This window comes from Devosia sp. A16 (assembly GCF_001402915.1).
Taxonomy (GTDB): domain Bacteria; phylum Pseudomonadota; class Alphaproteobacteria; order Rhizobiales; family Devosiaceae; genus Devosia_A.
The window spans coordinates 692,392-706,021 of record NZ_CP012945.1 but is presented as its reverse complement, the minus strand read 5'-3'; the positions used below and the strand labels follow the sequence as shown (position 1 = coordinate 706,021).

Sequence of the window (13,630 nt, the reverse complement as noted above, 5' to 3'; positions counted from 1 at the left end):
CGGAATAGCAGGACTTTCAGTGCTCGTCTTCGCCTGGGCCGGGCCTTTGCCGGCCCTGGTGCCGCAGAGTTTTGCCGCCCATATGTGGCTGCACATGCTGGTCGTCGGCATAGCGGTGCCGCTCCTCGCCGCATGGCTGGCGCCCAGGCTCGCCATCAGCTCGGCGCTCGCCCTGCCGATCGTCGTCAGCATCGTCGATTTCATAGTGGTCTGGGGCTGGCACGCGCCGACGCTGCACCATGCGTCGCGCAGTGCGCCGCTCTGGCTGGCCGTGGAGCAGCTCAGCTTCTTCGGCGTCTCGCTGCTGGTCTGGCTGGTGGCGCTGGGCGGGCGCGACCGGGGCAATGCCGCACTGGGCGGCGCCATGGCGCTGTTCTTCACCTCGATGCACATGACGCTGCTCGGCGCGCTGCTGAGCCTCGCGCCGCGCCCGCTCTACGCCGGGCACCACGCCGAAGGCTGGCTCGGCCTGTCGCCGCTCGCCGACCAGCAACTGGGCGGGGTGGTGATGCTGGCGATCGGCGGAGCAGTCTATCTGGCTGGCGGGCTAATGCTGATGGCGCGGGTGCTGAGGCGCGCCCCGGCATGAAACGCTACCGGCCCTACCTGATCGGCGCCATCGGCGGCATCCTCGCGGCGGCCATCGTGCCGCTGAGCGGGGTGCTCGACCACGATGCGAGCCGCGGCCAGTGGGGGGTGACCGACTGGTATTTCGGCACCGCGGCGCAGCAGTCGATCACGCTGCGCTCGGCCGGGCTGACGGCGCCGGAGCGTGACGACCCGGCCGCCCTGCAGCGGGCGGCCGGCCATTACGAGATGGTCTGCGCAGCCTGCCACGGCAGCCCGGACGGACCGCCCGAGCAATTCGCCGACGATCTGGTGCCGGCACCGCCGCGGCTGATGCAGCAGATGGCCAGCTGGCATCCCGAGGCGCGGGTGTTCTGGACCGTCAAGCACGGCATCAAGCGCAGCGCCATGCCGGCCTGGCCAACGCAACTGCGCGACGACGAGGTGTGGGACATGGTGGCCTTTCTCGGCGAGATGGCGCAGATGCCGGCGACACGCTATCGCGAGCTCGCGGGACTGGAGCGGCGCGGCTGCGCCAGCTGCCATGGCGAGCGGGGCGAAGGCAGCCCGGCGGCGCCGCGGCTCGATATCCAGTCCCCGCAATATCTGGAGGCCGCGCTGCGGGCCTATCGCGACGGCACGCGCGCCAGCGGCACGATGATGGCCGTCGCCAGCCGGCTCAGCGACGCGGAGATCGCCGAGCTGGCGGAGCGGTACGGCACCGCCGCGCCGGTCGCCCCCGGCGATCCGGCAACAGCGGGGGCAGAGATCGCGAGGCGCGGCATCCCTGAGCGCGACATCGCTGCCTGCAACTCCTGCCACGCCGGCGCCCGGCCGGAATTTCCGCGGCTCCTCGGCCAGCGGGAGGAGTACCTGAAGCGCCAGCTCGAGCTGTTCAACCGGCTCGGGGCAGAGCGCGGTGGAGCGCATGCCGAGCTGATGGCCAAGGCTCTGCGGGTGCTGCCGCAAGCCGAGAAGGCGCCGCTGACTGCCGAAGAGATCGAGGCGCTGGCGGCGCATTACGGCCGGTAGGAAAGGGGCCCAGGCCCCGGCGTCAGCCCCGGTGAAAGCGAGGACGCCTGGCGGCGTGCGTGAGCCCGCTGTCGGACGCGCTGTGCCCGCCACTCCTCACCCGTCTCGGCCCTGGGCCGAGCCACCCTCTCCCCGACGGGGAGTGGAAAAGAGGTGATCGCCGCGCTCTCCGAATTCTTCTCCCCGTCGGGGTCGCGGTACGAGGCCGTAGCCCTCGCCCGGAGGTGGCGCGTAGCGCCGGATGAGGGGTAAGCCACGATCGCCAAGCCGAGCAGGGCGAACGCTCGGCTAGCCGGGCAGTGCGTAGGCGATGAAGTAGTCGCCGATCGGGGTCTGCATGAAGTTGTGGCCGCCGGCATTGATGACGAGGAACTGCCGGCCCCCGGCTTCGTAGACCATCGGTCCCGCCTGTCCGCCGGCGGGGAGCGTGTCGCTCCAGATGGTCTCGCCGGTCTCGATGTCGATGGCGCGGATCAGCCCGTCGGTGGCCGCGGCGATGAAGATCAGCCCGCCGGCAGTCACCACCGAGCCACCATTGTTGGGCGTGCCGATATCGAAGGGCAGCAGGGAGGGAATGCCGAACGGGCCATTGTTGCGGGCGGTGCCGAAGGGGCGGTCCCACAGCACCCGGCGGGTATTGAGGTCGATGGCCGCGATGCCGCCATAGGGCGGCTCCTTGCACAGCATGCCGGTGAGCGGCACGCGCCAGCCGGCATTGACGTGGATGCCATAGGGCGTCTCGGCCTGCGGGCTGATGCCGGTGCCCTGCGGGTTGTTGGCATAGCCCGGTGCGCCGCGCGGCACGATGCCGAGCCGGTCGACCTCCTCGCGCGGCACCAGGCGGTTGTAGTTGGGCGTGTCGTTATAGTTGGTGACGAGGATGTTGCGCCGGGTATCGACCGCGACGCCGCCCCAATCCACCCCGCCATTATAGCCGGGATACTGGATCCAGGAGCGGTCGGCGGTGGGCGGGGTGTAGCGCCCGGCATAGCTCGCCTCGTGGAACTGGATGCGGCAGAACAGCTGATCGAGCGGGGTGATGCCCCACATGTTGCTTTCGGTGAGGTCGGGCTTGAGCAGGTTGGGGAAGTCGGTGACGAAGGGCTGGGTCGGCGACAGCCGCTCGGGTTCCACCCCGCCGGTGGGGGCAGGGCGCTCCTCGACAGTGACCAGAAGTTCGCCGGTGGCGCGGTTGAAGACGTAGAATTCGGCCTGCTTGGTGGGCAGCAGCAGGGCAGGGACCGGGCCGTCTGGGGTCGGGTAATCGAGCAGCGTGCCCTGCGAGCCGAGGTCGTAATCCCAGACGTCGTAATGCACCGTCTGGTAGGACCAGCGCACCGAGCCATCGGTCACGTCGAGGGCGACGAGCGAAGTGGAGAACTGGTTCTCCTCGGCGCTGCGGTCGCCACCCCAATAGTCCACAGCCGAATTGCCGGTCGGCATGTAGACGAGGCCGAGTTCATTGTCGCCCGAGGCAATGGTCCAGACATTCGGCGTCCCCGGGGTGTAGATCTCGCCTTCCGGCAACGGCCCGGTCTCGCCGGGGCGCCCCATGTCCCAGGCCCAGAGCAGCTCGCCGGTCAGCACGTCCCAGCCGCGCACCACCCCGGACGGCGCCTTGCGGGTCTGCCCGTCGCTCACCTGGCTGGCGGTGACGACGACGTTGCGTACGATCGTGGGAGGCGAAGTGGGCGAGTAGAATCCCGGCGCGGTGTCGCCGATGCCCTCGAGCAGGTTGACGATGCCGCCATTGCCGAAATCGGCGCAGAGCTGCCCGGTTTCCACGTCGAGCGCGATCAGCCGCGCATCGAGGGTGTTCATCACCACCCGGGCGGCGCAAAGCTCGGTCGCGGCCGCCGCCGGATTTTCATAATAGGCGAGGCCCCGGCAGGTGGCATTGTAGCCGATGGCGTCGGTCGACACATTTGGGTCATAGGTCCAGAATTCCTTGCCGCTCGCGGCATCGAGCGCCGAGACCTTGTTGAGCGCCGAGCAGAGCAGCAGCCGGTCGCCCACCTTGATCGGGGTGTTCTGGTTGCCGAACTTCTCGCCCTTTTCCGGCAGGTCGCCGGTGCGGAACTCCCAGACCTTTTCGAGTTGGGTGACGTTCTGAGGCGTCACCTGGTCGAGCGGCGAATAGCGGGTGGCGAAATTGCTGCCGCCATAGGCCGGCCAGTCCGCCCCCACTTCGGGCATCGGATAGGACGCGGTGGGTGCCGCCGGCACCGCCGGGACGATGCCGGATGGCGCGTCGGCGGGCGTCGCTCCAGGCGCCTCCTGGGCGTGCAGAGTTCGGTCGGCGCCGCTGAAGGCCAGTGCCATGCCGGCAATGCCGACCAGCCCGGCCAGGCTCGCTGCCGCCATGCGGCGGTCGAGCCGCGGACCGGAGCGCAGGCCTGGCAGGCAGGCGAGCACCAGGAGCAGCACGACGAACGGAGTGAAGATGCGCGGGATCTGGGCCCAGCCGTTCAATCCGGATTCCCACAGCGCCCAGGCGACGGTTACCGCAAACAGCGCGGCATAGATCCAGACCGCGAGGCGCGAGCGCCGGAACAGAAAAAAGCCGGTAGCGAGCAGGGCGAGGCCGGCGAGCGCATAATACCACGAGCCCCCGAGCACGATCAGGTAGGCGCCGCCGCCGATCAGTGCCAGTGCCGCGACCGTGAGCAGCGCTGCCAGCGCCATGATCAGCCAGAACCCGATGCCTCGGTCATTGCGCGCAGCCATCTTCCCCTCCCGTGCCGGTGATGCTCGAAATGCGAACGCAGGGGAGAGGGCATCGTTCCGAGCGCGCACTCAGGCAGAGCGGGGGGCGCCGGGTTCGCAGTTGCGAGGTCCGTCCGATCGGCGGTACGGTTGACGGGGATTGGGGGCAAATCGGGTGAGCGACGGTCTCGAACTGCGTTCAGCAACTGAGCTGTTCCGTCACTGGCTGACGGCCCTGCGGCCTGCCCACTGGGTCAAGAACCTGCTGGTTGCCGCCCCCATGGTGTTCGGCCACGCCGCCCCCACCCCGTCGCTGCTCATGAGCCTTGCGGCCGCATTCGTCGTCTGCTGTCTCGCGGCGTCGGCCGGCTACCTGGTCAACGACGTGCGCGACCTCGCTTCGGATCGCGCTCACGCCAGCAAGCGGACGCGGCCGATCACGCTCGGCCTGATCGATCCGCGCCAGGCGCTGGCGGTTGCATCGGCGCTGGCTGCCGGCTCGCTGGCGCTCGCCTACCTGATCTCGCCGGCTGCCGCAGCGTTCGTCGCCGCCTACCTGGCGCTGACCGCGGCCTATAGCCGGTGGCTGAAGCGCCTGCCGGTCATCGACGTGTGTGGGCTGGCCCTGCTGTTTGCGCTCCGCCTGCAGATCGGCGGCGTTGCCTCCGACATCGTCGTGTCGGGCTGGCTGTTCGCCTTTGGCTGCTGCCTGTTCCTGTCGCTGGCGCTGGCCAAGCGGCTGGATGAGGTCGTCACCAGCGATCGGGCGCATGGCGAGGCGGTGCCGGGGCGGGCCTACGGGCCGGGCGATGCGGCCGCGCTGATGCGCGGCGCCATCCTTTGCGGCACGGTGGCGATTGCCGTGCTCGCGGCTTACATCTCGCTCAGGGCCGGAGACATCTACGTCTACCGGCAACCCGACTGGCTGTGGCTGTCGACGGCCTTGCTCGCGGTCTGGCTGGCCCACATGCTGCGGCGCGCGGCGGCCGGCAGGCTGCATGGCGATCCGGTGGTGGTCGCGACGTCCGATCCCATCAGCCTCGGGCTCGCCATCGCGGTGGTCGCGAGCATCATCTTGGCGGTTTAGGCACCTCGTCGCCGTCGCAGGCCGGCGAGACGGCGCTTACTTCTCCGAGCAACTCCGCGACCGGCAGGTGGCGGGCGTTGCGCAGCACGTAGACTTCGGGGGAGTCGAAGACGGTGAACGTCTCCTCGGCCCAGATTTCGGGCGACAGGATCTGCGGCAGCGGGGGACGCCGCGTGAAGCGGGCCACCACCTCGTAGCCCAGACGGCCCGACCACAGCGCGTCATAGTAACCGCACATCTCGGGGAAGCGCTGCTGCAGCCTGGGCAGCACTGCATGGTGGCGGCGGCTCGCCACGATCATCCAGTCGCCGGTGGCGAGAGTGTCGGCGATCCGCGTCAGCTTGGCGGCGCCGGATGGCTCGATCAGCGGCACCACCTGCAACGGAGTTCGCTTCGGCCCATACCAATAGGCCGAGCCGACATCCACGGGCTCGACGACGATATGCTGGCCGTCGGTCAGGTGCGGCGACAGCCAGTCCCAGGCGGCGATGCGCGGGTCCGGATTGAGGTAGACCAGCAGTTGCAGGGCGCCCACGGCGACGGTGACGAGTGCCGTCAGCACCATGATGCCGCGCCGCAGCAGCGCAAAGGGAAGCGAGGACACCGCATAGGCCGCGAACAGCACCATGGTGGGCAGCAGCGGCGTTTCATAGCGGACGAACCTGGCGTACCAGCTGACGATCACCGCTGCGTAGATCAGCGAGAACAGCGCGGCGGGGGCCAGCAACAGCGCCGTCTCGCGCCTCCGCACGATGGCGACACAAAGCCCGGCGAAGCCGACGAGCGACAGAGCCGCCAATGCCGGGCCCATGGTCCAGGGCAGCTGTGCCAGCTCGAACAGTCCGGGCACGCGGCCGGCGAACTGGTAGGTCCAGAACACATCTTCGGTACCCGCCACCACACCGCCTTCGAAGCGCATGGTGTCGAAATAGGCGGCCGGGGTGGCCCAGATCTGCGGCGTCGATGCCAGCCCCAGCAGGGCAATGATGACGATCGCGAGCCCGCCCGCGCCGAGCGCCGGCAGCCAACGTCCCTTGAGCAGCGTGGTCTGGGTCACGGCCACCAGCGGCACGACGGCGAAGATCAGCGCCGTCGTCTTGAAACCGAAGCCGACGCCGAGCGTCACCCCGACCAGCGCGCCATAGGCAATTAGCGACAAGCGACCGGTCATATGCTCAAGCGTCAGCCACAGCAGCAGCACCAGGCAGAGGATCAGCGCCGCTTCGGTAGTGGCGAAATGGGCGGTCTGGATGAGCGCCGGGGTAAAACCGGCGACCACCAGCACGAACAGAGTGACCTCGAACGACCAAAGCCGGCGGGCGATGGCGCCGAGGAGCGCCAGCGACAGGCAGGCGGACAGCGCCGAGAGGATGCGACCGGCAAACACGATGCTGGCGGGATTGGTGGGCGCCCCGAAGCCGAACAGGGCAAGCAGCTCGGCCAGCAGCCGCGGCAGATAGAGCGCGAGGCCATTATAGGCGCTGAAGCCCGAAACCAGCTGATCGGGAAAGCGCAGCGCGGCGGCGGCGCGGCCGATATTGCCCTCGTCGGGGTTGAAGAGCAGGCCGTGGTCCCAATCGAGCCCGAGCAGGCGCAGCGCCATGCCGAGCGCCAGCACGAACCAGAGCCATTCGCGCGCGTCTGCCTCGCGGCGCGCCGTCTCGAACATCAGCGGCGTCTTCCTCGGTTGGGGGATCGGACAGGGGGTTGGGCGCGGGTCGGCAGCGGCGCCGGCTTCCGGTAGAGCAGCGCCAGCGGCAGGACGAACAGGTTGAAATGCACCAGCGCGTTCTGCGCGGCCTTCAGCAGCGCCAGCAGCATCTCGCCCATCGGCGCGAAGGGGGCGGAAAAGCCCCGCCCCATCAGCGTCGTGACCGACGCGCCGATGGCGGCGTCCTGGCTTGCCGTCATGGCGCCCAGCGCCATCGCCACCGCCATCAGGGCAACGGCAAGCAGCGCTCCGCGGATGACCGGCCCGGGTTTGCCGACCACCGCCAGCGAGGCGACGACCAGCGGCAGCGCCAGGGTGAAGTCGCTGGGATAGAACCCCGCATCGAGCACCCGCAGCGGCTCGTAGCCGACGACCGCGGCGGTCGAAACCGTGGCGTTGCCGGCGCCGCAGACGATTGCCTGTTCGAGCTCACCGGGGGCAATCCAAAGCAGGGTATTGGCGATCGGCACCACCGTGGCGCAAGTGAGCATCTCCGCCACCGGGTACCAGGCGATCGCCGCGACCGCCGCGACCGCCAGCCACAGGATCGGCGAGCGCACCGCATCGCGCAGCGGCAGGCCAAGACCGACGAGGACGAGACCGGCCACCAGTACTGCACTGAGCAGCGGGGCGACATAGAGGTGCTGCAGGTCCATCAGCCCGGGCGCGCCGATCGACACGAACAGCAGGACCACACGCAGCAGGTTGAAGGAGAATATGGCAATCAGCGCGGTCGCCGCCAGCAGCAGCAGGTCGTGCCGGCCGCCCTTCCACAGCCACAGGCTCACTGCGATGGCGGCGATCACCAGCGAACTGCCGTCGCAGGCCTGGGTGACCGCGATGGCGTGGCCGGACACGCTGTCGCGCAGCTCGATGCCGCTGAGCACGATCGGGTAGCCGACCGCCCTGAGGATCGCGGCGGCGCAAAGCGCGAGGAGTTCGGCCACCGCACCGAACGCCGCAGTAACCGGAGGCGCCTCGAGCAGCAGAAAGCCTGCGAGCAGGACGATGGCGGCGGTTGCCCAGAGGTAGACCAGACGAGGGATCGGCACTCGGTCGGGCGCAGCGCGCCGTTCGATCATTCCCTACGGTCCGCCTGCCGCGCCCACAGCAACAGCGCCACGAAGGCGCCGATCACTACGAGGAGCAGCGCCGGCACGCTGAACTGCGAGACCCCGCCCGGCACGTTGGCAACGTTCACCGGCGTCGACGTCAGGGTCGAGGTCGGCGTGTTGGTCGGCGTGCCTGTCGGGGTATCGGTCGGCGTGTTGGTGGGTGTCCCCGTCGGCGTGTCGGTTGGAGTATTGGTGGGTGTTCCAGTCGGGGTATCGGTTGGCGTGTTGGTCGGGGTGTTGGTGGGCGTCCCCGTCGGCGTGTCGGTCGGGGTATTGGTGGGTGTGCCGGTCGGGGTGTCGGTCGGCGTATTGGTCGGAGTGTTGGTTGGGGTCGCCGTCGGCGTATCGGTCGGGGTATTGGTCGGCGGTTCCGGCGTCGGGGTCGGCGTGTCCGTCGGCGTGTTGGTCGGAGTATCCGTCGGCGTGGCCGTGGGCGTGTCCGTCGCCTGACCAAGGACCGGCAGGACACCGATGCCGCCGGCGAGCGCCGTGGCAATGACGAGCACATGCAGAGGGCGGAATCTGGTCGTCACGGACGATCTCTCCTCGCAAGCAGCAGGAAACCCGGAGCCTGCATCATGAACAGGACAAGGCCATAAGTTACCGATGCCAGAATGATGGTGTCGGGCGCCACACCGATATGCCCCAGCGCCTGGACGAGCGCCAGCTCCCTGACGCCCCAGCCGGCGACGGAGATGGGCAGCACACCAACCAGCAGCACGGCGCACATCACGGCGATGGTGGGCAGCAGCGGCAGGTCCGCGCCCAGCGCATGCGCCACGACGAGGAACACCGCGATATTGGCAAGGTGCGCGGCCATCGCCATGGCCACGAGGGCGGCGCCGGTCGCCGGGGTGACGTGATGGAGTGGCAGGATGGCGCGAAACCGGGAGCCGAACAGGCGCCACAGCACGGCGAGCAGAGTCGTGCCGCCGAGCACGATCGCCGCCACCGCCAGTGACGGGATGGCGAAGTCCGGCGCCAGGAGGAAGGCACTGGCGACCGTCAGCACGGCAAGCCCGACCAGCCCGAACACCCGGTCGAGCAGGACCGAGCCCGTGGCCGACCCAAGCGGCAGGTTCTGTCGCGCCAGCAGGCCGATGCGCAGCGCGTCGCCCGCCACGATCGAGGGCAGCACCTGGTTGGCGGCCAGCCCCAGCCAGGTCTGCGCCACGAAGGTGCCGAAGCGGGGAAGGGCGGTAGCTTCAGGGATCACCAGCCGCGTGACCTTGAGCCAGCGCCAGGCCAGCAACCAGACGATCGCCAGCGACAATGCGGCCGAGATGGCGATGGTGGGAAGGTCGAGCCGGGCCAGCTGGCTCCAGTCGAGCTTGTCCGAGGTCAGCCAGAACGCCGCCGCAAGCAGGCCGGTCGAAACGGCGATGCGCAGCAGCAATCCGGCGGTGACACGAAAACGCGGGGGCAACTGCCCCCGGATTTCCTCGTCGCCGATGGATGAGATGGAGCTCACGGCTAGAAGCGCGCTGAGTAGTTGACGCCGGCATCGGCGCCCTTGTAGCCGTCGCCGTCGAAATAGGCGCCGGTCCGCAGCGACAGCACGCCACCTTCGAGCTCGGCATTGAGGCCCACTCCGAGCCGGCCCGTCAGCTGGTCATCGATGCCGACGGTATCGATGTCGCCATCGCGATAGAGCCCCAGATAGCCGGTGGCCTCGAGATATGGGGTGAGCGCGCCCATCGGGACGCCGAGCTTGAGGTTGCCGATGGCGGTCAGCGAGGTGAAGCTCGTGGCAGCGACGTCGGCGAACGGCGAGCCCATCGAGAACTCGGTATAGGCGGCATTCTCCTGGTGGATCAGCCGCAGGTCGCCGCCATATTCGATGAAGAACCAGTCGCCTTCGAGGATGCCGCTGAGCCGCGCATCGGCCATGTAGCGGGCCGCATCGTACTCGCCCTCGTAGAGGCCGTCGGATCGCGTGGTGGAATAGTGCAGCCATTCGGCCGAGCCGACGATGGCGAATTTGGCATCGCTGCCGAGCTCGAACGAGGCGCCGGCGGCGGCGCCGAAGCCATAGTGGTCGAGCGTGCCGTCATTGTAGTCGAGCACGCCCGAGCCGGCCTCGCCGATCAGCCCGCCGAAGACGCTCACGCCATTGGTCAGCCGCTGCGTCATCACCATCGTCGAATAGGCCGCCGAGTAGTCGAACTTGTAGCCGTCCGGCGCATCCTGCAGCGCCAGCACGCCGCCGCCGATGGCGAAGCCCGAGGTGCAGGGTTCCCGCCGCCGGTCGTCGGCAGGCCGGTCGAGATAGTTCTCGCACATCGGCGTCGCGGTCAGCAGGGAGTCGAGGATGGACGATCCGACCGCCTGGTCGACCTCGGCCTGCGCCACGGCGGCCGAACCGGGCACGTTTCGCGCTGCCGCCGGCGCCGCGCCGGCAAGGGCGAACACCAGTGCAGCCAGCACCACGCATAGCATGCGCTGCATCGCGGAGAGCCTGATTGGCATAATGAACAAGCTGCGGCCCCCAAGCCGGAGAACAGGCGAGATTCTGCAACGGCCAAGAATAGCGCAGTTTTTCGGCTTCAGGAAGCGCCCGGCGCCTCACACCTGGCGCGATCAACTGCAATGAGCCGCGAAGATCCACTCTCTACCACCGTCTGGCCCAGTCGTTCGAGAGTAGTTTCGGCGAGCTCAGGAAACACTTCGCGCTCGATTGTGCCGATGGCAATGTGGGTTACGCCGTGTGCGAGGACGAACTGGCACGCCTTGGCGAAGTCCGTGTCCTGGTAGAATGCGGCGATTTCATCGTAGCGTTTGTATGGCGTTGTGTTGTCGCCGCGCCACAGCCATTCATGCCCCCGCCACCCAAGCAAAGCCGGCACGCCCGACAGGGCGGCGAAGCGGCCGGTATCGGTGTAGCTGTCGCCCGGAGCCTCGACGAGCAACAGCCGCGAGCCGAGGGGGCGCCCCTTCAGCCAGTCGAGCAGCGGGCGGTCATCGCCGTGATCGCGGTCGATGAAGCGCAGGCCATCGAGCGTAAACGTCGTGCGGTCGAGGTTGCGGAGCGTGTCGCCATAGATCTCGCCGGCAAACGCCAGGGTCGCGACCAGCGGCACGGCGAGCACCGTGCCCAGCACCGGCGCCCACCGGCGCCGGCTGCCGAACAGCAGGCCTACCAGCAGCGCGCCGGCGAGGAAGGCCATCGGCTGTGCCTCGAAGGTGAACTTGAACATGGTGTTGGCGCGCCGGTGGTCGTAGCCGTAGATGTCCTTGACGTAGGCGATCTCGGGCAGCGCGATCAGGATGATGGCGAGCACCGCCAGCGTGGCCGCCACCACCCAGCGGCCATCTCGCCGGCGCCAGAACGGGGTGACGAGCAGCAGCACCAGGCCCGGGCCGATGAGGTGTGCATAGAGCACCGCGAGCTGCCACAGCGGCGTCTGCCCGTCGGAGAGGACCAGTGCGGACGATATCGGCTTGAACTGCAGCAGGAACGGCGCCGCCGCGGCGCCGCTGAGCGCCAGCACCAGCAGCGCGGCGCCGACCAGGCGGAGGGAGCGCAGCGGCGCAGTGAAGCCCCAGCGGAACAGCAGCAGCAGGCCGACCAGCAGCATCAGCACCCCGTAGGAGATGGCGTCCCAGCTGTTGCTCATGGCGGTGACGGCAAACAGCAGCCCGAGCGCCCCGACTTCGACCAGGCGGACGCCGCCGACTGCGCCCGCCGACCACTCGCGCTGCAGGATGCGGACGAGCAGCAGGGCGATGAGCAGCGCCACGGGCAGGTTCAGGACATGGGCGTGCAGGTCGCCGACGGCGAAGCCATAGGCCGGCATTTCGGTGAACCCGTGATCCATCGTCGGGGGATCGAAGCCGACGAAGCGCGTCGAATCCGGATAGTAATAGCCGCGGGTATAGGTGGTGGGGCTGAAGGCCCGGAACGGGCCGTAGAGCACACTGTGGAAATTGCCCCCCAGCGTCACCAGCACCGCCGCGAGCCCGCCGCTGACGGCAGCGAGGCGGCGACCGGTCCCGCCCGCCGCGAGCGTCCCCGACACCAGCCGGTAGGCGAGGGCCCCGGTAAAGGCGAAGATCAGGCCGATCATCAGGTTGAAGCCGTGGTCGGCGGGCACCCGGGCGAGGCCGATCAGCCAGGCCGCCGCGACATGGCCGAAATAGTAGTAGTTGATGGGCTCGTCACCCCACCACGGATCGAGCGGCGGCATCGCCTCGGTGCGCAGCGCGGCGTTGACGAAGCCGAAATCCATGAACTTCTCGAGCCCGTGAATGTCGGGCACCCGGGCCTTGATCAAGGCCCCGATGAGGAGCAGCAGCAGAAACCCGGTCTCGAGGGTGAGCACCCGGCGGAAACCGGGAAAGCCGAGCCGGCGCACCGCGGGGAGCGCCGCGGCGCTCAGCGCGGCGATGCCGGCGAGCCCGACGAGCCAGCCATATTGGGCAAAGCCGACGCCGAACACCGCCGCAAGCCAGGCGGCATAGGAGCCGGCGATCCAGGCCAGCGGCTTGGCCGCGAGATAGCCGCGGTCGGGATCGGTGGGGAACAGCCAGGCGGACAGCGGCCAGGCGAGCACCCCGCAAACCGCCACAGCCAGCCAGACCGACAGCAGGGAGGCGAGGCTTGCGCCGTCAATCATTGGCGACCGGGGCGGGGGCCGGTTTTCTCGAATGGGCCCGATAAAAGAGGATGTCCGAGACGCCTTCGCGGCAGAAGGCTCCCAGCCGCTTGAGGTTCAGCGTCGAGGGGCCGTGGTCGCGGGCCCGGTGGCGGATCGGCAACTGGATCACCTTCAGGCCATCGCGCTCGAGCGCGGCCGCCGCAAGCAGGACCGAGGGGATCCAGCAGTTGGGCCGCATGGCCGATCGCGCCTCGTTCCATACCGCGCGGCGCAGCAGCTTGTAGGGCGCGCCGCCATCCTTGACGTTCTGCCCCAGCGCCGCCAGCAGCAGCACTCGCATGAAGAACGAGATGATCTGCCGATAGAACGGGTCGGAGCGCGGGCGGCGCAGGCCCAGGATCACATCGTACTGGCGGGTGAGGGCCCAATGGGCGGCGAAATCCTCGAGCGATGCCTGCCGGTCGCTGTCGAGCAGCAGCACCCATTCCCCGGTCGCCATGCCGAGGCCGTTGCTCAGCGCCGGGCCGTGCCCCTGGTTGGGCTGGGTCACCACCCTGACGCGCGGTTCGGCGGCCGCAAATTTGCCGGCGAGGGTGGCGGTGTCATCGCGGCTGCCGTCGTTGACGACGATCACTTCGAGGTCCGGCACCACCGGAGCGACGTCGCGAAACACGTCCTCCAGCGCACCGATGATGTTCTCTGCCTCATTATATGCGGGGATGATAACCGAAAGATGCGCCATGAACCTATCGTCAGCCACAATCCGAACGCCCGCCCGTTGCGCCTGAGCTCGCGCGACCGGGTCATCTCGACA

General features: G+C 68.8%; 11 protein-coding genes. 3 read left to right on the top strand and 8 right to left on the bottom strand.

Annotation, left to right across the window (positions count from 1 at the left end):
* The first annotated feature begins 19 nt into the window (after window positions 1-19).
* Both APS40_RS03460 and APS40_RS03455 read left to right on the top strand, forming a co-directional pair.
* The gene (locus APS40_RS03460; RefSeq protein WP_236884190.1) at window positions 20-589 is read left to right on the top strand and encodes a cytochrome c oxidase assembly protein; all 570 of its coding nucleotides are present in this window, start codon (window positions 20-22) and stop codon (window positions 587-589) included.
* Complete coding sequence (locus APS40_RS03455) at window positions 586-1,599, top strand: c-type cytochrome (protein ID WP_055045733.1); 1,014 nt, start codon at window positions 586-588, stop codon at window positions 1,597-1,599. The genes APS40_RS03460 and APS40_RS03455 overlap by 4 nt, the downstream gene beginning before the upstream one ends.
* Window positions 1,600-1,887: 288 nt before the next feature.
* Here the strand turns inward: APS40_RS03455 and APS40_RS03450 are convergent, their stop codons facing one another.
* Window positions 1,888-4,326, bottom strand: a complete 2,439-nt coding sequence (locus tag APS40_RS03450) for a membrane-bound PQQ-dependent dehydrogenase, glucose/quinate/shikimate family (RefSeq protein ID WP_055045732.1) — start codon at window positions 4,324-4,326, stop codon at window positions 1,888-1,890.
* 154 nt (window positions 4,327-4,480) lie between these two features.
* Between APS40_RS03450 and APS40_RS03445 the strand changes: the two genes are divergently transcribed.
* A complete protein-coding gene (locus tag APS40_RS03445) occupies window positions 4,481-5,392 on the top strand; it encodes a UbiA prenyltransferase family protein (protein WP_055045731.1) in 912 nt (303 codons plus the stop codon).
* Here APS40_RS03445 and APS40_RS03440 read toward each other — a convergent pair.
* The 7 genes from APS40_RS03440 to APS40_RS03410 all read right to left on the bottom strand — a co-directional run bounded on the left by APS40_RS03440 (window position 5,376) and on the right by APS40_RS03410 (window position 13,558).
* Complete coding sequence (locus tag APS40_RS03440; protein WP_055045730.1) at window positions 5,376-7,061, bottom strand: glycosyltransferase family 39 protein; 1,686 nt, start codon at window positions 7,059-7,061, stop codon at window positions 5,376-5,378. The genes APS40_RS03445 and APS40_RS03440 overlap by 17 nt on opposite strands.
* Window positions 7,061-8,185 carry a hypothetical protein gene (locus APS40_RS03435; protein WP_055045729.1) on the bottom strand — a complete coding sequence of 375 codons (1,125 nt, stop codon included), beginning with the start codon at window positions 8,183-8,185 and terminating at the stop codon, window positions 7,061-7,063. Before APS40_RS03435 ends, APS40_RS03440 begins: the two co-directional genes overlap by 1 nt.
* The gene (locus APS40_RS03430) at window positions 8,182-8,751 is read right to left on the bottom strand and encodes a hypothetical protein (protein WP_197279427.1); all 570 of its coding nucleotides are present in this window, start codon (window positions 8,749-8,751) and stop codon (window positions 8,182-8,184) included. Before APS40_RS03430 ends, APS40_RS03435 begins: the two co-directional genes overlap by 4 nt.
* Window positions 8,748-9,644, bottom strand: coding sequence for a lysylphosphatidylglycerol synthase transmembrane domain-containing protein (locus APS40_RS03425; protein ID WP_197279426.1), 897 nt, complete (start codon window positions 9,642-9,644; stop codon window positions 8,748-8,750). Before APS40_RS03425 ends, APS40_RS03430 begins: the two co-directional genes overlap by 4 nt.
* A 47-nt stretch (window positions 9,645-9,691) precedes the next feature.
* Window positions 9,692-10,666, bottom strand: coding sequence for an autotransporter outer membrane beta-barrel domain-containing protein (locus tag APS40_RS03420; RefSeq protein WP_055045726.1), 975 nt, complete (start codon window positions 10,664-10,666; stop codon window positions 9,692-9,694).
* A gap of 98 nt (window positions 10,667-10,764) precedes the next feature.
* Window positions 10,765-12,834 (bottom strand): DUF2298 domain-containing protein, encoded by a 2,070-nt coding sequence (locus APS40_RS03415; protein ID WP_055045725.1) that lies wholly within the window; start codon window positions 12,832-12,834, stop codon window positions 10,765-10,767.
* Window positions 12,827-13,558 (bottom strand): glycosyltransferase family 2 protein, encoded by a 732-nt coding sequence (locus tag APS40_RS03410; protein ID WP_055045724.1) that lies wholly within the window; start codon window positions 13,556-13,558, stop codon window positions 12,827-12,829. Before APS40_RS03410 ends, APS40_RS03415 begins: the two co-directional genes overlap by 8 nt.
* Window positions 13,559-13,630: the final 72 nt, after the last annotated feature.